Annotated in this window: 19 protein-coding genes; 9 read left to right on the plus strand and 10 right to left on the minus strand. The window is 46.8% G+C overall.

Annotated elements, in window-relative coordinates:
- Positions 1-29 precede the first annotated feature (29 nt).
- The 7 genes from nifD to AC3FZD_RS10930 all read right to left on the minus strand — a co-directional run bounded on the left by nifD (position 30) and on the right by AC3FZD_RS10930 (position 6,929).
- Positions 30-1,619, minus strand: a complete 1,590-nt coding sequence (gene nifD, locus AC3FZD_RS10900; RefSeq protein WP_488740315.1) for a nitrogenase molybdenum-iron protein alpha chain — start codon at positions 1,617-1,619, stop codon at positions 30-32.
- 213 nt (positions 1,620-1,832) lie between these two features.
- Positions 1,833-2,243, minus strand: coding sequence for a P-II family nitrogen regulator (locus AC3FZD_RS10905; RefSeq protein WP_488740151.1), 411 nt, complete (start codon positions 2,241-2,243; stop codon positions 1,833-1,835).
- Positions 2,244-2,384: 141 nt separating this feature from the next.
- Positions 2,385-2,771: a P-II family nitrogen regulator gene (locus AC3FZD_RS10910; RefSeq protein WP_488740152.1), complete on the minus strand. Its 387-nt coding sequence runs from the start codon at positions 2,769-2,771 to the stop codon at positions 2,385-2,387.
- 58 nt (positions 2,772-2,829) lie between these two features.
- Positions 2,830-3,654: a nitrogenase iron protein gene (gene nifH, locus AC3FZD_RS10915; RefSeq protein WP_488740153.1), complete on the minus strand. Its 825-nt coding sequence runs from the start codon at positions 3,652-3,654 to the stop codon at positions 2,830-2,832.
- Positions 3,655-4,205: 551 nt separating this feature from the next.
- Positions 4,206-5,141, minus strand: a complete 936-nt coding sequence (gene nifU, locus AC3FZD_RS10920; protein WP_488740154.1) for a Fe-S cluster assembly protein NifU — start codon at positions 5,139-5,141, stop codon at positions 4,206-4,208.
- 54 nt (positions 5,142-5,195) lie between these two features.
- The gene (gene nifS, locus AC3FZD_RS10925; protein WP_488740155.1) at positions 5,196-6,425 is read right to left on the minus strand and encodes a cysteine desulfurase NifS; all 1,230 of its coding nucleotides are present in this window, start codon (positions 6,423-6,425) and stop codon (positions 5,196-5,198) included.
- Between the two features lie 117 nt (positions 6,426-6,542).
- On the minus strand, positions 6,543-6,929 hold the full coding sequence (locus tag AC3FZD_RS10930) for a NifB/NifX family molybdenum-iron cluster-binding protein (protein WP_488740156.1): 387 nt from the start codon (positions 6,927-6,929) through the stop codon (positions 6,543-6,545).
- Positions 6,930-7,672: 743 nt separating this feature from the next.
- On the opposite strand from AC3FZD_RS10930, the gene AC3FZD_RS10935 reads away from it, so the two are divergent.
- The 4 genes from AC3FZD_RS10935 (at position 7,673) to AC3FZD_RS10950 (ending at position 11,711) form a co-directional block, all read left to right on the plus strand.
- Positions 7,673-8,413 (plus strand): response regulator transcription factor, encoded by a 741-nt coding sequence (locus AC3FZD_RS10935; RefSeq protein WP_488740316.1) that lies wholly within the window; start codon positions 7,673-7,675, stop codon positions 8,411-8,413.
- Between the two features lie 216 nt (positions 8,414-8,629).
- Entirely contained in the window at positions 8,630-9,871 is a 1,242-nt protein-coding gene (locus AC3FZD_RS10940) for a sensor histidine kinase (protein ID WP_488740157.1), read from the plus strand.
- A 226-nt stretch (positions 9,872-10,097) separates the two neighbouring features.
- Positions 10,098-10,892, plus strand: a complete 795-nt coding sequence (locus tag AC3FZD_RS10945; protein ID WP_488740317.1) for a pseudouridine synthase — start codon at positions 10,098-10,100, stop codon at positions 10,890-10,892.
- Between the two features lie 3 nt (positions 10,893-10,895).
- A complete protein-coding gene (locus tag AC3FZD_RS10950) occupies positions 10,896-11,711 on the plus strand; it encodes a helix-turn-helix domain-containing protein (protein WP_488740158.1) in 816 nt (271 codons plus the stop codon).
- Between the two features lie 7 nt (positions 11,712-11,718).
- Here the strand turns inward: AC3FZD_RS10950 and malQ are convergent, their stop codons facing one another.
- Positions 11,719-13,224, minus strand: a complete 1,506-nt coding sequence (gene malQ, locus AC3FZD_RS10955; RefSeq protein ID WP_488740159.1) for a 4-alpha-glucanotransferase — start codon at positions 13,222-13,224, stop codon at positions 11,719-11,721.
- Between the two features lie 194 nt (positions 13,225-13,418).
- On the opposite strand from malQ, the gene AC3FZD_RS10960 reads away from it, so the two are divergent.
- On the plus strand, positions 13,419-13,850 hold the full coding sequence (locus AC3FZD_RS10960; protein ID WP_488740160.1) for an NUDIX domain-containing protein: 432 nt from the start codon (positions 13,419-13,421) through the stop codon (positions 13,848-13,850).
- A 20-nt stretch (positions 13,851-13,870) separates the two neighbouring features.
- Positions 13,871-14,257: a RidA family protein gene (locus AC3FZD_RS10965; RefSeq protein ID WP_488740161.1), complete on the plus strand. Its 387-nt coding sequence runs from the start codon at positions 13,871-13,873 to the stop codon at positions 14,255-14,257.
- A gap of 123 nt (positions 14,258-14,380) precedes the next feature.
- Here the strand turns inward: AC3FZD_RS10965 and AC3FZD_RS10970 are convergent, their stop codons facing one another.
- Positions 14,381-14,650: a hypothetical protein gene (locus AC3FZD_RS10970; protein ID WP_488740162.1), complete on the minus strand. Its 270-nt coding sequence runs from the start codon at positions 14,648-14,650 to the stop codon at positions 14,381-14,383.
- 135 nt (positions 14,651-14,785) lie between these two features.
- Between AC3FZD_RS10970 and AC3FZD_RS10975 the strand changes: the two genes are divergently transcribed.
- Positions 14,786-15,133, plus strand: coding sequence for a helix-turn-helix domain-containing protein (locus AC3FZD_RS10975; RefSeq protein WP_488740163.1), 348 nt, complete (start codon positions 14,786-14,788; stop codon positions 15,131-15,133).
- On the plus strand, positions 15,130-15,804 hold the full coding sequence (locus tag AC3FZD_RS10980; RefSeq protein ID WP_488740164.1) for an ImmA/IrrE family metallo-endopeptidase: 675 nt from the start codon (positions 15,130-15,132) through the stop codon (positions 15,802-15,804). The genes AC3FZD_RS10975 and AC3FZD_RS10980 overlap by 4 nt, the downstream gene beginning before the upstream one ends.
- Before the next feature lie 64 nt (positions 15,805-15,868).
- Here AC3FZD_RS10980 and rpsU read toward each other — a convergent pair whose 3' ends face one another.
- Positions 15,869-16,051 (minus strand): 30S ribosomal protein S21, encoded by a 183-nt coding sequence (gene rpsU / locus AC3FZD_RS10985; RefSeq protein WP_271937305.1) that lies wholly within the window; start codon positions 16,049-16,051, stop codon positions 15,869-15,871.
- A 340-nt stretch (positions 16,052-16,391) separates the two neighbouring features.
- On the opposite strand from rpsU, the gene AC3FZD_RS10990 reads away from it, so the two are divergent.
- A complete protein-coding gene (locus tag AC3FZD_RS10990; RefSeq protein ID WP_488740165.1) occupies positions 16,392-22,073 on the plus strand; it encodes a S8 family serine peptidase in 5,682 nt (1,893 codons plus the stop codon).

Here is a 22,073-nt window from a genome sequence, read left to right on the forward strand (position 1 = left end):
CCCCATGCAACTAGAGGACGGAGGGTAGCCTAATCCCAAGGGGCTTTGATGTATTGCCAAGCTGGGCCATTAACGCGCAGATCCACATCTTTAGCAAAGTTCACTGCACCTCGGAAACCAGCAAAGGGCCCGCCATAGTCATAATTGTGCAATTGCTTGCAAGGTACGCCGAATTTCTCAATCACATACTTATCCTTAATCCCAGAACCAATCAGGTCGGGCTTAAAGCGTTGGATTAACACATCCAGTTCATGGTGAGAAATGTTATCGACCAGCAATGTGCCTTCACCCATATCCGGCATCATGCCTTTGTAATCACTGACTAGATTTTCGTCGCGCAAGCGCTGCATTTCTGCATCCGATGGGGGGTTATAGCGCTCTGGGTCGGGTTCAACTTCCAATTCTTCGATGTTGCGACTGTCCGCATCGACTTTAATCTTCGGTAGAGCTTGCCGTCCTTCATAGTCATCCCGGTGAGCAAACTCATAGCCTGCTACAATGGTTTTCATGCCGAGATCTGCAAACAGTTCTTGGTAGTGATGGGCCCGGGAACCGCCAACGAACAAGAACACCGTTTTTCCTTCGAGTCGTTTGCGGTACTGGGTCAACTGAGCTTCGGCGATCGCCAATTCCTCCAGAATCACCTCTTCCACCCGTTGGGTCAAAGCCGGATTATCAAAGAACTTAGCAATCTTACGCAAACTCTTGGCAAAAGCATGAACGCCAATAAAGTTCACCTTCATCCAAGGCGTACCATATTTCTCTTCCATCATATTTGCCATATAGTTGATGGAGCGATGACACATCACCAGATTCAATTTAGCTAAATGAGCCTTGATCGCATCATCATAAGACCCATCGCCACTAAAGGTAGAAACCACCTTAATGCCGCATTTCTCCAGAACCCGTTCAATCTCCCAAGAGTCACCACCGATGTTATATTCACCCATCAGATTAACGGTAAATCCTTCGATTTCTTCCGTTTCAGTGTCCTTGCCAATCCAATGTTGAAAGAAACCATTATTAGCAATATGGTGTCCTGCGGATTGACTCACTCCTTTATATCCTTCACAGTTAAAAGCAAGCACCGGCAGTCCCAGTTTCTCCGTCATTTCCTTGGCAGCCCCCTGGATATCATCGCCAATTAATCCCACCGGACAAGTGGAGTGAATCGTAATTGATTTGGGTTGGAAAATATCATAAGCCTCTTGCACAGCCTGCTTCAGCTTATTGATGCCCCCAAACACAATATCATGTTCATTCAAATCCGTGGAGAAACAATAGTGCAAAAAGTCCTTACCATCTGCTCTCGGTTTAAACTGATTGCGTCGAGTCATCCATGCATAATAAGAACAGCCAATTGGCCCATGAACAATATGCACGCAATCTCCAAATGGCCCAACGACCACACCTTTACATCCAGCAAAAGCGCACCCTCTCTGGGTAATAATTCCCGGAGTTGTCCGAGCATTCGCATCAATTTCTTGCTCCGGAATCGATGGGTCGCGCACCACAATATGTTTGCTCCGCTTGCGAGCCACTTTATTCGGGTAACCTTCAAGAATTTCCGTAACGCTCTTATTCGTTTCTTCCAGACTAATCGGAGACGGAGAAAGCATTACGCCTTGTTGTGCCTGTTGGGATTCCGCCTCGAAATCAGTGGTCGGTAATAATTTTTCAGTCATGGTTTTGTCTCCATTAGGTTTGGGGTTCATACAGACGAGAGAACCGAACAATAGTTAACCCTAATCTAGTCTTTATCCTTCTCTCTCGCCCCGACTTCTTTCACAACAAATCTGGTTGAGTTTCACCGCCCCAGATTTGGGATTATTTTAGGCAAAAAACATGCCTGAACCCATTTCATCAATGGCAAAGTTGCCTTTTTCACGAGTCCGAATCCGAATACTCTCTAGCACCGGTACGACAAAGACCTTGCCATCTCCAGGATTCCGAGTTTGATTCACCTTGATGATGGTATTGACGACTTCTTTAACCAATTCATCGGGAACCACTAAACTAACCAAACGCTTAGGAATTAAGCGAGGAACATGAGCGAGTAAAGGCAAAACTTCTGATGCATCTTCTGGATGTTGATTTAAAGCATCTACGACTTCTGCTTCCATAGCTTGTCTTCCTCGTCCGACAACTTTCACAGCGTTAAATCCCGGAAAACCTGCCTTAATGAGTGCCTCTTTGGTCTCATGCATTTTGTTCATGCGAATAATCGCAATAACTTCTTTCATCTCCTTTTCCTCTGTTTAATCTAGGATAGAGTGATTAGGGGGTATTGTTCGGTTCACACAATCAAGCTTATGAGTTAGCGATGAGCCAGGATTTACCCCTAATCATTCGCAATTGAAACGTCACTTTAATGGCAACTTCCCTTAAGTCTTCACTAAAGTTCGGGCAGAGGTTTCTGGGGTTGCGGTTGGAGAAAGCGCACTGACTTCTTGAATACCGGTACTAACGGTGTAGATTTCTTCAACAGGAGTTACAAAGATTTTTCCATCTCCATAGGCTCCTTCGGTTCCGGTGCGGGCGCTGTCAAGAATAATCCGAATTACGGTGTCTTTGTCTTCGTCAGGGACAACAAACATTAACAGTTCTTTGGGCAGTTCATCATAGTGAACGTTACCAATTTTTAAACCCCGTTGTTTGCCTCGACCATAAACATCAATTTTTGTGACTGCCGGAAAACCTGCATTTAACAAGGCTTGCATCACATCGTTAGCTTTTTCTGGTCGCACAATGGCTCGAATAGCGACTGGCATGTGAATTTTTCCTCCTCAAAATGGGAAAATACAACAAAAGAAATGGATAGGAGTTGATTTAACCCAATAATCCATATTTCACGAGTAATTTTTCCAGGTCATCATTAGAGACTGGGCTAGGAATAACTTGATTGGTATTCCCGTCAATGGCTTTGGCCAAGTTGCGGTAATGTTCGGCTTGTTCGGACTCTGGAGCGTATTCAATGACGGTCTTCCGGTTTAATTCTGCCCGTTGCACCATGTTGTCCCGTGGCATGAAGTAAATCATTTGTGTGCCTAATGCATCGGCTAAGGCAGAAATCAAGTCTTCTTCCCGGTCAACTTTACGGGAGTTGCAAATTAGTCCGCCTAACCGCACACCACCGGACTCGGCATATTTGAGAATGCCTCGACAAATGTTGTTGGCAGCGTACATGGCCATCATTTCACCAGAGGTGACGATGTAGATTTCTTGGGCTTTTCCTTCACGAATAGGCATGGCAAACCCACCACAAACTACGTCTCCTAAAACGTCATAGAAGGCATAGTCTAGACCGACTTGTTCTTCATAGGCTCCGAGTTGTTCGAGCATACTGATGGAGGTGATAATCCCCCGTCCGGCACAACCGACTCCGGGTTCTGGCCCGCCGGATTCTACGCATAAGGTTTTGCCAAATCCTTCTTTGCGGATGTCGTCTAACTCTACGTCGTCGCCTTCTTCGCGCAAGGTATCTAAGACGCTTTTTTGGTGTAAGCCACCGAGCAGTAACCGGGTGGAGTCGGCTTTGGGGTCACAGCCCACAATCATGACTTTACGGCCGAGTTCAACCAATCCGGCAACGGTGTTTTGGGTGGTGGTTGATTTACCAATGCCGCCTTTTCCGTAAACAGCGATTTTCCTCATAATGAAACCTCCTTTGTGGGGTAGTGGATAATGACTTGCTGAGGAGTCAAGGGAGCGAGGGTGCTGAATCCACCCTCACTCTTATGACAGGAATAAGCCACTACGAGAATAGAGAATAACGTCTACAACACTGACAATTTACTCTGCAAAGTTTGCCCCCTTGTTTTCTCTTCTGGATGAATTAGGGGGATACTCTACCTTTCTTTGCCTCTGAGATAGTTATAAAATTTAAAACTTTAAATAACTGTATATGGGGCTACTAAATAAGATTTTTTTTGGAAAAATATCGGCTTAATTTTGATCGAATAGGGGAGAATTTTTAAACAATATCTTTGTTGCTATTTATGGAATTAATCTTGAATTGACTATTGCATTTTTGTCATGCAAAACCCGGTTGTAAATTGTGTTTAAAGATTAAATAATGAAAATAAAAATTACAAAAATATGGAGGAGAGGGGAGGGGCAATTAAGGATAAGAAATGAAGAAAGCACGGACAAGCCGTGCTTTTGATGATGTTTTATGGGATAATTTAGGAGATAGAAAAAAAGGGCTATTGAATGGCAAGAACGACTAAATCGGCTGAGACGCGATCGCGCAAAGTTTGCTCAATGCCTTGTTTTAAGGTGGTCAGCACACTAGAACAACTACCGCAGGCTCCTTTTAAGATGACTTTAACGACATCACCATCTATGTCGTAAAGTTCCAGATCCCCGCCATCAAGGGCCAGCATCGGGCGAATTTCATCATTTAAGATATCTTGAATCAGGGTAATCTTTTGTAATGTGCTTAATTTAGGTAAGGTGGGTGTGGCTTCTGGGGGGGGACTGGTGAATTTTGCGGCGAGTTCAACGCAGGTTTCTAGGGCCACATGATGGAGACGCTGCTGTTTTTTTTGTTCTTGGATCGCTTCGGCTAAAAGATCGTCAATTTCGGCTAGACAAGAGCCACAACCGCCACCGGCTTTAATATAGTTGGTGACTTGTTCAGCCCTGGTCAGATGATTTTCGCGGATAATGCGTTTAATCTTGCCTTTAGTGATAGCAAAGCAACGACAAATAAGGGGGCTTTCGTCTTCTTCTTCGGCTTGGAGGGGAATACCTTTGTAGTTGTAAATGGCAGCTTCTAGGGCTTCTTGTCCCATAACGGAGCAGTGCATTTTTTCTTCGGGCAGCCCGCCTAAAAAGTCGGCAATCTCGCGGTTGCTGAGGGTTAGAGCTTCGTCAATGGTCATGCCTTGAATGAGGTCGGTTAGGGCTGAGGAGGAGGCGATCGCACTGGCACATCCAAAGGTCTGAAACCGAGCATCGGTAATTTGTTCAGTTTGGGTGTTGACTTTCAGATGCAACCGCAGGGCATCCCCGCAGGCGATGCTCCCAACATCACCAACAGCAACGGTTTCATTTTCCCCACAGTCGGAGGGAGTGATTTCTCCCATATTGTGAGGGTTGTGAAATAAATCGATTACTTTATCTGTGTAGTCCCACATAGTTCTGGCAGCTCCGTTAAGTTTGCAAGGTTAGAGAGGTTAGCAAAAAAGAGATTAGCGAGTGGCGATAAGCTGTTTGTCCCCGACTGAACTCAACCAACCTTGCTGTTCGTCGGTTTCGTCTTTGAAGGGGGAAATCTGGCGCAGTCGCTCGACGACTTTGGGCATGACTTGCAATACTTGGTCGATTTCTGCATCGGTGGTATACCGAGAGAGGCTAAAGCGAATGGAACCATGCAAGATGCTGTAGGGTAGACCCATGGCTCGCAAGACATGGGAAGATTCTAGGGAACCGGAGGTGCAAGCCGATCCGGAGGAGGCACAAATGCCATGGCGATCGAGGGAGAGGAGGATGGCTTCACCTTCGATATACTTGAAGCCAATGTTGCTGGTGTTGGGGAGTCTTAAGGCGGGATGGCCGTTGAGTTGGGTATGGGGAATGGTGTTTAATAGGGTTTGTTCGAGGCGATCGCGCAATTGTCGTACTTGCCCGTTTTCCGCTTCCATGGACTCCATCGCTAATTCAGCCGCTTTCCCCAGAGCAATGATACCGGGTACGTTTTCTGTTCCGGCTCGTCTACCCCGCTCCTGATGTCCCCCAATTAGCATGGGTCGAAAGCGCACGCCTTTGCGGACATATAAAGCTCCAATCCCTTTGGGAGCGTGCAATTTATGCCCAGATAATACCAGAAAATCTACGGTACTTTCTTCCATATTCAGAGGCACTTTACCCACCGCTTGTACGGCATCCACATGGAACAAAATGCCCCGTTCTTTGACAATTTGCCCAATTCTCTCGATGGGGAACAGGTTGCCCGTTTCATTGTTGGCGCACATGACGGAGACGAGAGCCGTATTCTCGGTGAGAGCATCTCTCAATTCTTCTAAATTGAGTTGTCCTTTCTCATTGACTCCTAAATAGGTGGTGCTATAACCTTGTTTTTCTAACCCCTTACAGAGGTTAATAATGGCGGGATGCTCAACTTGGGTGGTGACAATATGGCGCTTATCAGGACAACTGGCTAAGGCAGCCCGAATGGCGGCATTATCCCCTTCTGTACCGCAACTGGTGAAGATAATTTCTTCGGGTTGAGCTACTAATAATTGGGCTAGGTTTTCCCTAGCTTGTCTTACCGGTTTGGCCAGTTGTCCGCCAAAGGTATGCATACTGGAAGGATTGGCATAATAGTCACGCAAGTAGGGAAGCATGGCTTCTAAAACTTCATCGGCAATCCGGGTGGTTGCATTGTTATCGAGATAAATGGTTGAGGGTTTTTTGTCCATGGTTCGATCGCGATTGGAGATAATTTGGGCAATCCGGAATCACTAAAAATGCTCAATAGAGCGCGTTATCTTGGATAGAGAGCCAACGCACTGGTATTGATTATTTCTGCGCTAGATTTATGCAATGGACTTCTCAACCCATTGAGTATAAAAATCTAAGACGGCAGTTTCGATTGTTTCGTAAACTTGTACGACTTCTATTCCAGCTTCTTTGAGGCGACTTTCTGGGTGTTCCCCAATTTTAGCTACGATCACTGCTGTGCAGTCGGATAGAGCGGCAATGCTTTCGCTCAGGTCTCCTGGGCTTTCTTCTGGGCCGTGACAATAGGGTTTAACTGGTCGATTTTCTAGCAGTTGCGCTTGCTGCGGGTCAACTTCATAGATCAGGAATTCTTGGGCATGGCCAAAATGCTCATTGGTTAGACCTTTGTCTTTGCTGGCCACTGCCACCCGAATTTTCTGCGGGGGATTGACAACGGTTGAAGCTGTCATAGAAGCTATCATGGTGATGTTCTCCTTGCCTGAATATAGAGTTAGAGGCTATCTAGGCAAAAAAGGAGAGTGTTATCAGTGTTACAAAAAGTCAAGAGAGCCTAAAGATAATCTAGGATATACCTGGTAATCTTGAGACCTTATTGATTCAGAAGTTTTATAGGTTCGTTATTCTCAGATCTAGTTATATCTCACCTGGTCACGGAGATAAGTTTGATTAATCACAGTTTTATTTTTTCTTTATACTTCCGAAAAGAATGCTTTAATTGCATGGTAAATATGGGGAAAATGCAAAAATCAACTGAGGGATGAGGAAAGAAAAGGCGATCGCCGATTCAAGAGAGTTGTGGCTTTGAAGTTAGGGTAAATTAGCACTGTTTATCAATGGAAATTAGGGCGAAATGGAAGGTTAAAATGAAGGAGGTAAAATAGAATGGGGAAGACCATTTAACTATCAAGAAAAGGAGGTGGCAAAAGAGGGCCAAGCGCCCTGGGAAAGTCTACACCCGGCGGCTGAGAGGGGAAAGCTCATAAACCAGTCCAAGAGATTTAGGACTGTAATTCCCCAAAACATCAACGGGTAAAACCCCTGAAATCAAGGGTTTATTCATATAGACAAAATATAGACGCTAACTACATAAACTCAATTGGAAAAATTGGATTGAATTCCAAAAAAGCTGATAGGCTTAAAAAGATAAACCGTTAGAGTGAGCAGGCCAGTTATGGTATTCACATTATCAGTAGAATCCCCCCAAATGAATTCACCCCTGAATTCAAAACGGAGTTTAGGGCGGGTTTTGGTGGTTGAAGATGAAGAACTGATTCGGGAGACGGTGGCTTTATCCTTGCGGGATGAAGGATTTGAGGTGATCGCGGTAGAAGATGGTCGGGCGATAGTAGACTTATTTCACCAAAAACAGGATGGGGGCGATCGCTCTCTAGAGTCTATTGATGCGATCGTCCTCGATCTGATGCTCCCTTCGATTAATGGTCTTGACCTCTGCCGTTGGCTGCGCCAAAAAGGGTATACTGTACCGATCCTAATTCTGAGTGCTAAAGGTTCAGAAACCGATCGCGTCGTCGGCTTAGAAGTCGGTGCAGATGACTACCTGACTAAACCCTTTGGCGTGCGAGAATTAGTGGCCAGGGTTCGCGCTCTCCTCCGACGCAACCGCTACCCCATCCCCCAACCTCATCCTTCAGTCCTGAAAATTAAAGACATTACCCTATTTCCCCAAGAATGTCGGGTGATCGTCCGTGACGAAGAAATTAACCTCTCCCCCAAAGAATTTCGCCTCCTAGAACTCTTTATGAACCATCCCCGGCGAGTTTGGCCGCGAGAGCAACTGATTGAACGCATCTGGGAACCCGACTTCATGGGAGACACCAAAACCGTAGACGTACATATCCGTTGGTTGCGAGAAAAAATTGAACTCGATCCGAGCAATCCCGAATATTTACTCACCGTTCGTGGATTTGGATACCGATTTAGCTAACTGAAAACCCATTCTCTAGAGAATTAGGATCAAAAACGGAGATCGTGAGGTGATAATCAAGGGAACCCATCATCGATTAAACAGACTGCGATCGTGCCAATACTTGGATTTGTACTGGGATTAACCCTAGGCCTGCTCCTCTGCCTAGGATGTCAATTACGCTTAGAATTGCAAATCAGGCGAATCCTGCCGGAATTGAGTTCATCATCGCCACTCATGGGCCGATTTCCAGATCGCCTATTACGGGCGATCGCCCATCAACGCCAAACTGAATACCATCTCCAGCAAGAAATAGACTACTGGAAATCCATCCTCGCGAGTGCGACCCTCGGACATCTACAAGTTGACGATCAAAACCAACTGATCTGGTGTAACCGCCAAGCCTATCAAATATTTGGCATTAGTCCTCCCCAACTTAACAGTCCCCGCCTCCTATTAGAAATAGTGCGCTCCTATGAATTGGATGAACTGATCGAGCAAACCCGCACTACCCAAAAACCCGCCGAAAAACAATGGCACTTTCAACCCATTGCCCCCACCCTAGAACCCCAGAATAATCGGCGATCGCTGCCCCCCAAAATTGCCATTAAAGCCTATACCATTCCCCTCTCTAAAGGTCGCGTCGGCGTTTTCCTCGAAAACCGCCAAGAACTCGTCACCTTAGTCAACCAACGCGATCGAGCCTTTTCCGATGTCGCCCACGAACTCAAAACCCCCCTCACCTCCATTCGCCTCGTGGCCGAAACCCTGCAAACCCGCCTCGATCCCCCCCTGCGTAACTGGATCGATCGCCTCCTGTCCGAAGTCATTCGTCTGAGCGATATTGTCCAAGTCCTCCTCGATCTGAGTCAACTCGAACGAGGATCGACCTATAGCCTCAACTGGAAACCCATTAACCTCCCCGACTTGATCCGCTCCTCTTGGATGGCTCTAGAACCCCTCGCCCGTCAGAAACAACTCCAACTGCAATATTCTGGCCCAGAACACTTATTAATCCATGGCGATGAACATCGCCTTTGTCGAGTATTAATTAACCTCTTCGACAACAGCATCAAATATAGTCCCCTCCAAGGGCAAATATGGGTTAAACTGAATAGAGAAGAATGCCCAAGCTTAACCGCTTCATCTCACAATTGGGTGCATCTTGAAGTCATTGATGGCGGCGTAGGCTTCCCAGAAACAGACTTGCCCTATGTCTTCGAGCGCTTCTATCGGGGAGAACCCTCCCGCGCCAGAGTCTCCTCTAATATCCCAATCCCTTCTGCCTCGTTCCCCAATGCTTCCGATCATCCCCGTACCCCCTTAACCCACAGTAGTGGATTAGGATTAGCCATTGTTCGCCAAATTGTCGAAGCTCATCAAGGATCGGTCAGTGCCAAGAATCATCCAGAAACCAAGGGAGCCTGGATTGAAGTGTATCTCCCTCAACAGCCATCACGGGATTTGAGTACAAGTTAACAACCTATCCTGGCTTCGTCTTGTCCATTCAGACCCCTGAGTTAAGGTAAAAGTAATCATTTTTAATTTTTAATTTTTGATTTTTAATTGAACGTCCCCCCGTTCTGGACAACTTCTTGTAAGATTTGTAAAGATTCGCCAGTTCTGTCTAACTGGCCCGACTAACCCAAACGGCTATTTGCAATATCCTCTTAACTTAACTCTAAAACCGGTGAGTATCACGACGATGATAGAGGCTCCTTCAGATCATCTACCCAGGGATGAACGATTACAAAAAATTTTATCTCGTTGGGGTATGGCTTCCCGACGGCAGGCAGAGGAGATGATCCAACAGGGTCGTATCCGCATCAATGGCCAGGTCGTCCATCAACTGGGCCAGAAAGCCAACCCCGATCGCGATGTAATCGAAATTGATGGTTCTCCCCTCTCCCCTCACCATCTTCCCCAGCGCCATTACTTGTTACTCAACAAACCCCTAGGAGTGATTTGCACTTGTGCCGATCCCCAAAATCGCACCACCGTCTTAGACCTACTTCCTCCCACCCTCTCTCAAAACACCGGTATTCATCCGGTGGGTCGCTTAGATGTGGATTCTACAGGGGCACTCTTGCTCACCAATGATGGAGACTTGACCTTTCAGATGACCCACCCTAGCCATAGTATCCCTAAAACCTATCGGGTTTGGGTAGAAGGTATTCCCCCAGAATCAGTTCTCGAAGACTGGAGAAACGGTGTAGTCTATGAAAATATCCAAACTCTACCCGCTAAAGTGAGACGAATTCGTTCGGAAGGCACTCAGAAGACCCTACTGGAAATTATCTTATGGGAAGGCCGCAATCGACAAATCCGTAAGGTAGCCCAAACCCTAGGACATCCAGTGCTTCGCCTCCATCGCAGCGCTATTGGATCGATTCGAGTAAAATCCTTACTTAGAGGCGAATATCGATATCTGAGAGCCTTTGAAATTGCAGAGTTGAGAGGAAAATGTGGTACAAAACATATCGGTGGTGAAGGAGCGTAATCGATGAAGAAACTAAAGACCCTACAATCCTCGGTAAATGAGTTTGAGTCCTTGAAAAGTGTTCTCATTGACTTGGGGTCTCAATTGCGAGATCGCCGTCAGGAGAAAGGTTGGAGCTTAGACTACATTGCCACAAAAACCCGTATCCGCCAACGGCTGTTAGGGGCGATCGAAGAAGGAAAACTCGAACAACTCCCAGAACCAGTTTATGTCCATTATTTCCTCAGACGCTATGCCGATTTTTTAGGACTCGATGGCCGCAGTTTTGCCAGTCCTTTCCCCTCAGAGTCTCGGTTTAACTTACTCAAGCCCTCTTGGATGCGTTTACCCATGTGGCAACTGCGTCCAGTGCATTTGTATATGTTGTATGTGGCGATTATTTTTGGCTCGGTTAATGGCTTATCCTATTGGATCGAGCGTTCTGCGGGGTCGTCGATTGATTATTTAGTGGAACAACCCGCAGCAGAACCGGAGGCGATCGCCTCTAGCACTCCCTCTGCTCCCGAACCCGAACCCGAACCCACTTCCCTAGTGGTCAAATCTCAACCCGATGCTGACTCCTCAGAACCGGTGCGGGTGAGTGTGGTGGTGACTGAACCCTCTTGGGTTCTGATTGAAGCGGATGGAGAAACGGCTTTTGAAGGAACTTTGAATGAGGGAACTGAACAAACCTGGGTCGCTAATCAAAAATTGGTGATTGTAGCGGGTAATGCGGGAGCTATTTCGGTTGCGCTCAATGAGGGCAAATCTCAAACTCTGGGAGAACCTGGCGCTGTAGAAGAAGTGATCTTTACGGCGAACCAGCTCTCCCGCAGTTAATTCTACTTTAGGATCGGCCGTAGAGTTGGGTTAGGAGTTGGAGGCGATCGCACAACCACTCACTAATAGAGTCAGGACGGTAACGCCAACTCCAGTTCCCCTCGGCTTTTCCAGGAGTATTCATCCGCGCCCTTTGATCTAAACCCAACAAGTCTTGCATGGGCATAATCGCCCAATTGGCCACAGACGACAAGGCCAAGCGAATTAAATCCCAATGAATGCCATCGGAACTTAAATGACCTAAATAATTGACGACGCGATCGCATTCCCAATCGGGCAGATCGTTCTCAAACCAGCCCAAGGTCGTATTATTATCATGAGTTCCCGTATAAATCAAGCAATTGCGCGGCACATTATAGGGCAAAAAGGGATTACCAGGGTCAGAACCAAAGGCAAAATGTAACACCTTCATTCCGGGAAACCCGAACTTATCCCGCAAAGCTTCTACCTCTGGGGTAATAATGCCCAAATCTTCCGCTAAGACGGGGAGCTTACCCAAGGTTTGCTCCAGTTTCTCAAAAAAGGCTTCTCCAGGAGTTGGCATCCAAGTGCCATTAATGGCGGTTTCTTCCCCTTCAGGAACGGCCCAGAAGGACTCAAATCCCCGAAAATGGTCGATGCGAATCCAGTCTACATAGTCGAGCATGGTTTGGAAGCGATCGATCCACCACTTAAACCCAGTCTTCTCTAAATACTCCCAGTCATAAACCGGATTCCCCCATAACTGACCCGTTTCACTAAAATAATCGGGCGGTACACCCGCCATCAACTCCGGTTGTCCCGTTTCTGGATCGATTAAAAAATTATCCCGGTTTGCCCACACATCCGCACTATCGTGGGCGACATAAATGGGAATATCGCCAATAATTTCCACATGGTTCTCATTGGCATAGCTTTTGAGGGCATTCCATTGTTGGAAAAACTGAAATTGAGTAAATTGGTGATAAAAAATTCTCTCTTTTAACCGCTCTTTAGCCTCTTTCAGGGCGCTTTTTTCTCGGTCAACTAAGGCTTCATCCCATTCATACCAGGGTTTTCCCTCTAGATCATCCTTAAGAGCCATATACAAAACATAATCATCTAGCCAACTGGCTTTGTCTTGACAAAATGTCTCAAAGGCTTCTTGAGATTCACTGGAGTCTTCGATTTTGACCTGGAAGTTTTGGCAGGCTTTTTCTAATAGGGCCGTTTTTACGGCAATTACCTGCTCAAACTCTATCCAATCTAAGGGAAATTCAGGCAGATGGGCAAAATCTTCTTCTTGCAGTAAACCATCCTCTTTGAAATACTCAGGACTAATGAGCATGGGATTGCCCGCCATGGCTGAATAGCACATATAGGGGGAATTCCCAAAGCCGGTTGGCCCTAGTGGCAAGATTTGCCACAGTTTTTGGTGCGTGTGGGCAAGAAAGTCAACAAAGCGATATGCTTCGTGGCCTAAGTCTCCAATACCAAATCGACTCGGAAATGAGGTGGGATGGAGTAAGATGCCACTAAGTCTGGAAGAGGGCATATTCTACAATTGGCATAGTTTGCAGCTAACATGATGACCTTATCATGTTCTTGGGATCTCCTTGGGTTTAAATTTTATGCCTTCTCCCTATCGCAAGGCAGGGGAAGGGGATGGGGGGATAGGGAGATAGGGGGATGGGGGGTTTATCCTATGAAAATACTCTGTATGCAAATCTTTAAATTTCTCAGTTCACTATGCAGTATCGTAATCCTACGCCGACGGTTGATATCATTATTGAGATGATTGACCGGCCGGAGCGCCCGATTGTTTTGATTGAACGTAAAAATCCTCCTTTGGGATGGGCAATTCCTGGGGGGTTTGTTGATTATGGGGAGTCGGTGGAAACGGCGGCTCTCCGGGAAGCGAAGGAGGAAACGGGGTTATCGGTGGAGTTGGTGGAACAGTTCCATGTGTATTCCGATCCTCAGCGCGATCCTCGTCAGCATACTTTATCGGTGGTGATCATTGCGGCAGCAATGGGGGAACCGCAAGCGGCTGATGATGCGAAGAATTTGGCTCTGTTTGAGTTGTGGCAAGTGCCGTCGGATTTATGTTTTGACCATGACAGCATTTTGAAAGATTATTGGATGTACCGCAATTATGGATTGCGTCCCAGGTTATTTTAAGTGGATAGAGGAATTCGATAATGATTCGTAAAGTTGTTCAAACCGATCGCGCTCCGGCTCCTGTTGGCCCTTATAATCAGGCGATCGCCGCGACAGGTGAGATGCTGTTTGTTTCTGGTCAAATTGCGATCGATCCCAGCACTAATGAATTGGTCACCGGTGATGTAGCTAAACAAACGGAACAGGTGATGAATAACCTGCAAGCGGTTCTTGATGCTGCTGGCGCGACGTTTGAGAATGCCGTGAAAATGACGATTTTTCTGAAGGATATGGGTGATTTTGCTACCGTCAATCAGGTCTATAGCAGTTATTTTGACCCCGAAACTGCCCCCGCTCGCGCTTGTGTAGAGGTGGCACGCTTACCGAAGGATGTTTTGGTCGAAATTGACTGTATTGCCGTTCTTTAGGTAAGAGGGAACAGGGAACGGGGAACGGGGATTTCTCTATCCCCCCATCTCCCCATCCCCCCACTCCCCCACTCCCCCATCTCCCCATCTCCCCATCCCCCCACTCCCCCACTCCCCCATCACCTATCCCACCAATTCCGCCCGCGAAGTGCGACAGAGGGCAACGGGTTCAGCTTGGGAGAGGCGATCGCCCCCGTTTAACTGCTTTAATTGATCTAACAGGGTCTCCAGCAGTTCAATATGATCTGGAGTAAAGAAAATCGAGAACCCATTCCCCCCTAGAGAATAGCCCGGCACATAAAGCGAAACCTGATCGTGACGAGGGTGACTGGTCAAAATCGTCATCTCTGTGCCATCAAGCTTATAGGTCGTATCTGTCCAAGTTTGAGCCATCGTTTTACCTCCAACTGCTGCGTTGATTATTTTATCAACACCCTTATCCTAGCCCAAACCCTTTCCCACTGGCAACCCATTTTTTGATTTTTTATTCAAACTAGAGATAGGATAGACTTGTAATGGAGAAAACGAATGACCACAGAAACATTTGGTAAAATTCTGCGTAGGGCACGCAAAGATAAAGGCTATTCCCAAAGGAGCCTTGCCGCCTTGGTCAAGCTTGACTTCACCTACCTGTCCAAGCTAGAGAATGACCGGGCTGACTATCCTCCCAAAGAAGAAGTCATCCGCTCGCTTGCCAAACATCTCGAACTTGACCCCGATATGTTGGTTTGTCTAGCCGGACGCATTCCTCACCAATATGAGGAACTGCTCAAGCAAAACGCCCAAGCCATGCCCATGCTTCTGAGACGGTTACGGGAAAACCCAGACTTCGCCGAAAAAATCTTTCAAGCAGCCAATGAGGATGCCCCTAGTTGAGTCTAATCAAACCCTACCGCTTCTATCCCAAATCAGAAATCGAGTGTCGGGCCAACGACCTCCTGTCTCGCATGGAATTAACCCCAAACCGGGAACCTTCCTGGCCCCTAGAAGTAGACCGCATCGCCGATTTTCTGGACTTGGGAGTGGTTTGGGATCGAATTCCTTCGGACGACTACGGGCCGATTGCGGCCCGCATTCTGCCTTTGCATCGTCAAATTGAACTCAATGAAGAGATTCTCAGTTTACCGGAAGGGTTTCAGTCCTCTACCCTGGCCCATGAAATCGGCCATTGGATGCTGCATATCAACTATGCCGAAGTCGAGTATGCCGAAGTCGAGGAAGGGGGAGCAAGTTATGTTAGCAGTAGTGATGATTCTTTCTTGTGTCGTCCTAATAGTTCCTTAACCGAGCTGGAATCGATTGAATGGCAGGCGCAATACTTTGCGAGTTGCCTGCTGATGCCAGAAAATGTGCTGCTTGAATATTGCGATCGCCAAGATCTTACCCGATGGTCTACTCTTTATCAACTCCGCGATCGATTAGGGGTCACCATCTCCAACTTAGTCAACCGGCTACAAGACTTAGGTTGGATTCATATTCCCCAGGGGTCTAGAAAACTCATGCCAGGGCCAGTGAACCGGGAAGAAGCCACAAAATCCTGGGGATAGATATGATAGTAGGGTCGGGTTTGAAACCCACCCCTACCAATCTATTACATTTCAAACATCTTCCCTAGCGAGACATACGCCGCTTGCGGCGAGCGGCAACAGCTTTGCGCTTGCGCTTCTCTTGAGGGGTTTCAAAATGGCGGCGGCTTTTCACATCCGCCAGGATTCCGGCTTTGGACACTTGGCGCTTAAAGCGACGTAGAGCTGAATCAATTCCTTCGTTTTCTCCGACTACCACTTGGGTCATTCTTGTTTTTGTCTCCTAATTTCAGTCAATAATTGGGTGAACAAGTTTAATTATATTCTATAGCATTGTCAATCGATTCGCGGCCCTCTCCCTAGACTGGTTGTATACTGTGTTTCCTGAATTTTGTTCCAGGGTTGGCTTCACAAAAATTTCACAAATGGCCCTCAAGGGAAACTGAGATGAATACAATTACTGATGCATTAATCCCAAGGATTATGTAAAGAATTGTTGCGGCTTGCATAAAAATGGGTGGAAAAAACTGAGAACCCTATAGAGGAGTAAATCATCCCCTCTGCCAACACTCTGCCATTTTTCACGATTCCGGTGAATCGATACCATCATGAGCTTCTTCAAAAACTTCCGCCGTCAAAACACTCCTAAAACCGCTAAACCCCAGTCTGAGCAAGGTCAAACCTTCATCCTCGAACCCATTCTCACCCCTTCCGGATTGCCGATCGATCTAGATGAGGGAAGTGAAGTGAATGATACAGACTTAGAAGTAGATTTGGGTATAGATGATATAGACTTAGAGAGCGCCGAACCCTCGGACGTAGAACAGATTCCCGACACTGACTTGGAAGATGGCAGTGAGGTCGAGGATACTGATGATACAGAAGCAAGTGACGCTCCTGAAGCAACCATTGACCTGGAAAGTGACCTAGAAATAGAAGAAGAACTGCCCTTTTTTGACGCGCTCCCCGAACCCAAAGGGACTGAAGAGGGTGTAGAGAGTGTCAGTGTAGAAAGCGACGAAACGATTGAACCCGATGGCGAACTAATTTCTGCTCTGTCCGCGAACTCCAGCGAATCTGAAGAAGCTGAAATCCTGGACACAGAGGAGATTGCGGTTGCCGAAGAGAGTGGAGAAGAGACTGAAGCAGACAGCGATGACTTTACCCCAGTCTTAGACATTTCCCAACCTAATTTTACCTTTGATTCCGGTATCTTCACGGTAGGAGAAACGGGACAAGTGGAGATTGACTATATCTTTGACGGTGGGGGATATCAAGGCGAACTGGCTATCTTTTCCTTAGAGGGAATGGATGAATTTGAACCCGGTTCTGAAGAGTTTATTCAGGAAGCAGCTAGTCGCGCGTTGAGTAGCTCAGAACAAGGTTATGTGGTGATTTCTGATGCGGATGAAGGGGCGAGATTTAGTGGTAACTTGGGCGAGCGCGACCAAAATGCGGGGGAATATTTGGGCGTAAAAAGCTTTAATATGCGCTCTGGAGATACCTTCGGGGTAATGCTGGTTCCCAATAAGACGGTAGCGAAAGTCTTTGATAATCCAGGAATTGGCGGTTCCGGTCGTCCCTTATTTTCCATGGTAACGGCTAATCCCCATGAAGGCTTCCATGTGGGACAAATTGCCGATGTTACTGGGGATGGTTCTACATTCGTGATGGAAGATATCCGCATGGATGGTAAAACCGATTCGGATTACAACGATATCATCTTCCAGATTCGGGGAGCTAAAGGTAAAGCCGCGCTGATGGATGAAGTGCTTGCCGAAGGAAAAGATTGGCGCGAGACTGAGTTAGGCAAAGGGATTATCGAATATGTTAAACCCTATGTGACTCCCGATGCAGTCGATGAAGTCGCGGGAGATTTAATTGAGGATATAGAGACTCTATTGGAGTTCTTGGACAATACCACAGAAGCGGAAGCGGATGAGGTTCTGGGTGAAGAGAATTTAGGGGAAGAAGCTGTCACTGCTGATGTTGTTGAACCGGAGGTTGTGGAGCAGGAGAGTGAGGAGAAACCTGTTGAAGAAGTGGTAACGGTTGATGAGGGTGAAGGTTCTGAACCCGAAAATACTGTAGAACCCGTGGTTGTGGAGCAGGAAACTGAGGCAACTGAGGATAACTCAGATGAGGAAGAACCACCGGTTGCGGTAGAAGAAAATAATCCGGTTGCTGAGGATGAAGCCTCCACTCAGGTAGCTGACAGGGAAGAAAATCAGCCAGTTGAGGAAGAAGAAACGGTTGTTGCGGAGACTACGGAGACTGAAAACGAGGAAAGTTCTGATGATTTCGAGGAAAATGCGGTAGAACCGCAAGAAAGTGTTGAAACGGTTGAGGGAGAGAATACGGAAACGGCATGGGTGGAACCGGAACCGACAGTCAAGCAAGAATTGGTTGAGCGGTTGGAAACGCTGGCAGTTAATCTGGAGGAGATTGATACCGAAGAGAGTTCGATTACGGAACTGAAAGCAACGGTTACTAAGCTGACAGAAAGCTTAACCCAGAACTCTGAAGACTTTTCTGAGGTGCAGGAAGTGGCAACCACGCGGTTAGTGAACCGGTTGGAAGCAGTCGCGCAGCAGTGGGTGTCGAGGGCAGAGGAACCGGTGCAGTTAGAGTTTGCCCAAACGGCTCAACCCCTAGTCGGTATCATCGACACTGGGTTTAGCGGGGATAATCCAGATATTGACTATTCTCGGATTACTTTGGGAACGGATTATGTGGAGGGTGATGATAATCCCCTGTTATCGGAAGGAGAGGGAAATGAACATGGAACCCATATCCTGGGGATTATTGGTGCAACTGAGGACAATGAGATTGGTATTGATGGAGTCAATGATACGGCTCCCCTGTGGGTGAGTCGTGCTATTGGTTCGGGACAATGGGCTGAGTCTTTGGTGGAATTTGTGGATGCTGCGCGAGAGTCTGGACAACCGAATGCGGTAGTTAATTTGAGTATGGATTTAACTCAGATTGATACTGAAGGAAATGTGACGACGCGCTATGAGTTAACGCCAGATGAGCGGGAGGCGATTGAATATGCGCGGCAAAATAATGTGCTGATTGTAGCTGCTGCTGGGAATGATGGCGGCGTGATGTCGGCGTTAGGACAAGCTTCTCAGGAGTTCGATAATATCCTCACGGTGGGAGCGGCTGAACAATTTGACCCCGAAACGTCGGCTTGGAAAGGGACTAACCGCACCGAATATTCTAGCTATGGTCAGGGTTTGGATGTGATGGCCTATGGCGGAACGATGGAGAATCCCCAATTGTCCTTAGCTGGGGAAGGAACCAGTGGTATGGCGGGGACTTCTGTGGCGACGGCGAAGGTTACGGGGGCTGTGTCCCAGGTTTGGGCGGCTAATCCTGAGTTGAATTACCGTCAGGTGATGGAGATTATCCGAGATACGGCCACGGATTTGGGAACTACGGGTGATGATGCTGAGACTGGGGCTGGCTTATTGAATCTGTTGGCAGCCGTTCAGGTGGCGAAAGAGATGAAGCCGCAAGAGTATGATGTTTTAGCGACCATTATTCCTGAAACTTGGAGTGGCGAAGGGTTGGTTACCCCTGGGGAACGGGCAGTTGGCTACAACCAAGATAAAGTCCTTTCAGTTGTTCCATCGCATTTGAAACAACATGCACAGCAGTCAATCCCCAAAATTTTGGCTGCTGCTGAGGTGGCTGGTGTTACCGATCGCGGACAAGTGGCCTACATTCTTGCTACTGCTGAACATGAGTCAAACTTAGGTCGATGGATGTCAGAAATCTGGGGCCCAACTCCAGCCCAGCAAAATTACGATAATATTTTGGGGAACTATTTACCTGGTGATGGCTATCGCTACCGAGGTCGAGGGTATGTACAAATCACAGGTCGGTCAAATTATCAAAAGTGGTCTCAACGACTTGGGATTGACTTAATTGGAAATCCTGACTTGGCATCTAATCCTGATATCGCCGCCAAGATTCTAGTTCAGGGAATGCGTGACGGTTCTTTTACAGGTGTAGGTCTTGGTAACTATATCAATGGCAACAATCGAGATTTTTATAATGCTCGTCGGATTGTGAATGGAACGGATCGAGCCAGTGATATTGCCAAGATTGCTGAACGCTATCTATCCAGTATAACTACCTCAGTAGAAGGTAGCAATCCCTTACCACCAGGAACTCCTGGGCCATCCCGCGAGTATATGGTCAAGGCAGGTGACACGCTGTGGGGAATTGCTCAACGCGAGTTAGGCAATGGCAACCGTTGGCGAGAGATTATGAAAACTCGGACAGGTGGAACTTTTACTGAAGCTGAAGCCAAGCTACTGCGAGTAGGTCAGTCAGTTTATCTACCAGTGAGTTATAAAACTGGTACAGGGAAACCTGTTACATCACCTCCAGTTTCTACACCTGTACCTGTGCAAACTTCCACACTTACCCCAATTGATGTTGCTGCTGGACGGCATACCTATAATGCGAAAGGTAACAGTGAGTATCGCTTGAACCTTGGCAATCAAGGAAATGTCGCCCTAGCTCTGCGAGATACTAACCTCAAATCCGGTGATTTCAGTCTTGAACTTCAGCGTGTAGGAGGGGGTACAGTGCGCCCCAGCACCTCCAATCCCAATGACAACTTTTTCGCCTTTGATAATTTGCCCCAAGGCCAGTATGTTGTCAAAGTCAAGGCTAATGCTAATCAGCAATCTCAGCCTTACAATATGATCGTGAACTTGGATGAAGCTGCCAGCTTGAGAACGCAAGCTCGGAATATGAATCAACTGGGTGGACAACGAGTTACGGTCAATGATCATGTGGGAATTCCTAATGGAGATATCGATTACTACAAGTTTTCGACAGATGGATTACCTCGCATTTTTCAGTTTGCTCTTCGCGATGAGAACGGCAGTGAAACGGCTCCACTCGATGGTAACGTTGAGTTTGTTCTAGAGGACAAGAATGGCAATATTTTGAAAAGGGTTAATTCGAGCAATAGAGACCCTGATTCAACTTATGGTGCTTATAATCTTGAACCCAATAGTGAATACTATGTGCGAGTTTCCGCTCAACAGGGGCAAGCGACCAATTATCAACTGATTCTGAATTTGCTGGAGTCACGTACTCTTAATGTTCCTGCTGGACGGCATGAATATAATGTGACGGGTAAGGGCGAATATCGCTTTACCATTGATCGCTTTAAGCTTGGGAATAAAGGAAATGTGGCCCTAGCTCTGCGAGATACAAACCTCAAGCCCGGCGATTTCAGTCTTGAACTTCAGCGAGTGGGAGGTGGTACAGTGCGCCCCACTAATTCTAATCCCAATGACAACTTTTTTGCCTTTGAGAATTTATCCCAAGGTGATTATGTTGCCAAAGTTAAGGTTAATGAAGGTAAGGAATTTCTTCCGTACAAGATTGTGTTCAATTTAGATGAAGCTGGGGGTTCGCTCCAAGATTCTCGAAATCTGGGCAACTTGGGTGGCAAGCGAGAGACGGTGAATGACCATGTGGGAATTCCCTATAAAGAGGAGGACTACTACAAGTTTTCGACGGACTCATTTGCTCGACCTTTGAACTTTGCAGTTCGCAATGAGAGTGGTGATGAGAATGCTTTACTTAATGGCGATGTTTTGTTTGTCTTATTTGATAAGAATGGCAAGACTTTGAAAGCTGTTCAGTCTTCTGGTAGAAAACCCATTTTATCTTCTTTGGATCTTCAGCCCAATAGTGAATACTATGTGAAGGTGAGGGCGCTCAATCAGGATAGTACCAATTATCACCTGGTTCTGAATTTGGAAGGGAAAAACAGTAATCCTGTTAACCCACCTCCTCTTCACTCTAATCCCACAGAATCCAATCCTTTGAAAGGCTTCTCTCATCCATTAAAAGGTAAGGGTACACTTACTCAGCCATGGAAGACCAGTTTCTCTCATAATGGTTCATCAGCTTACGCAATGGATTTTGATCATTACTTTGGCGCACCTGTTTACGCAATGCGCTCTGGTAAAGTTATCAAGGTGATTGAAGGCTTCGATGATAATGGTAGAAATGATCCTGCTTTGGCAAACAAAGCGAATTTAGTTTACATTGAGCATGAAAATGGCTATGTTTCTAGGTATCTTCATTTGAAGAAAAACTCAGTTCCTGTCAAAGTTGGCGATTATGTTACCGCAGGGCAGAAAATTGGAGAACAAGGTAATTCAGGATGGAGTACCGCTTCGCATCTTCATGTAGCAGTGCATAAAGGTTCAAACTCTGTTCCTTTTGAAATTCCGGGAGTCAATCCCAGATAA

It is taken from the genome of Roseofilum sp. KMC-1, from assembly GCF_057802075.1.

What these genes read in the sequence shown, in the direction of transcription:
- nifD (WP_488740315.1), bottom strand. Translation starts at nt 1,619, where the DNA reads ATGCTTTCTCCGTCTCCGATTAGTCTGGAAGAAACGAATAAGAGCGTT.
- AC3FZD_RS10905 (WP_488740151.1), bottom strand. Translation starts at nt 2,243, where the DNA reads ATGAAAGAAGTTATTGCGATTATTCGCATGAACAAAATGCATGAGACC.
- AC3FZD_RS10910 (WP_488740152.1), bottom strand. Translation starts at nt 2,771, where the DNA reads ATGCCAGTCGCTATTCGAGCCATTGTGCGACCAGAAAAAGCTAACGAT.
- nifH (WP_488740153.1), bottom strand. Translation starts at nt 3,654, where the DNA reads ATGAGGAAAATCGCTGTTTACGGAAAAGGCGGCATTGGTAAATCAACC.
- nifU (WP_488740154.1), bottom strand. Translation starts at nt 5,141, where the DNA reads ATGTGGGACTACACAGATAAAGTAATCGATTTATTTCACAACCCTCAC.
- nifS (WP_488740155.1), bottom strand. Translation starts at nt 6,425, where the DNA reads ATGGACAAAAAACCCTCAACCATTTATCTCGATAACAATGCAACCACC.
- AC3FZD_RS10930 (WP_488740156.1), bottom strand. Translation starts at nt 6,929, where the DNA reads ATGATAGCTTCTATGACAGCTTCAACCGTTGTCAATCCCCCGCAGAAA.
- AC3FZD_RS10935 (WP_488740316.1), top strand. Translation starts at nt 7,673, where the DNA reads ATGAATTCACCCCTGAATTCAAAACGGAGTTTAGGGCGGGTTTTGGTG.
- AC3FZD_RS10940 (WP_488740157.1), top strand. Translation starts at nt 8,630, where the DNA reads ATGGGCCGATTTCCAGATCGCCTATTACGGGCGATCGCCCATCAACGC.
- AC3FZD_RS10945 (WP_488740317.1), top strand. Translation starts at nt 10,098, where the DNA reads ATGATAGAGGCTCCTTCAGATCATCTACCCAGGGATGAACGATTACAA.
- AC3FZD_RS10950 (WP_488740158.1), top strand. Translation starts at nt 10,896, where the DNA reads ATGAAGAAACTAAAGACCCTACAATCCTCGGTAAATGAGTTTGAGTCC.
- malQ (WP_488740159.1), bottom strand. Translation starts at nt 13,224, where the DNA reads ATGCCCTCTTCCAGACTTAGTGGCATCTTACTCCATCCCACCTCATTT.
- AC3FZD_RS10960 (WP_488740160.1), top strand. Translation starts at nt 13,419, where the DNA reads ATGCAGTATCGTAATCCTACGCCGACGGTTGATATCATTATTGAGATG.
- AC3FZD_RS10965 (WP_488740161.1), top strand. Translation starts at nt 13,871, where the DNA reads ATGATTCGTAAAGTTGTTCAAACCGATCGCGCTCCGGCTCCTGTTGGC.
- AC3FZD_RS10970 (WP_488740162.1), bottom strand. Translation starts at nt 14,650, where the DNA reads ATGGCTCAAACTTGGACAGATACGACCTATAAGCTTGATGGCACAGAG.
- AC3FZD_RS10975 (WP_488740163.1), top strand. Translation starts at nt 14,786, where the DNA reads ATGACCACAGAAACATTTGGTAAAATTCTGCGTAGGGCACGCAAAGAT.
- rpsU (WP_271937305.1), bottom strand. Translation starts at nt 16,051, where the DNA reads ATGACCCAAGTGGTAGTCGGAGAAAACGAAGGAATTGATTCAGCTCTA.
- AC3FZD_RS10990 (WP_488740165.1), top strand. Translation starts at nt 16,392, where the DNA reads ATGAGCTTCTTCAAAAACTTCCGCCGTCAAAACACTCCTAAAACCGCT.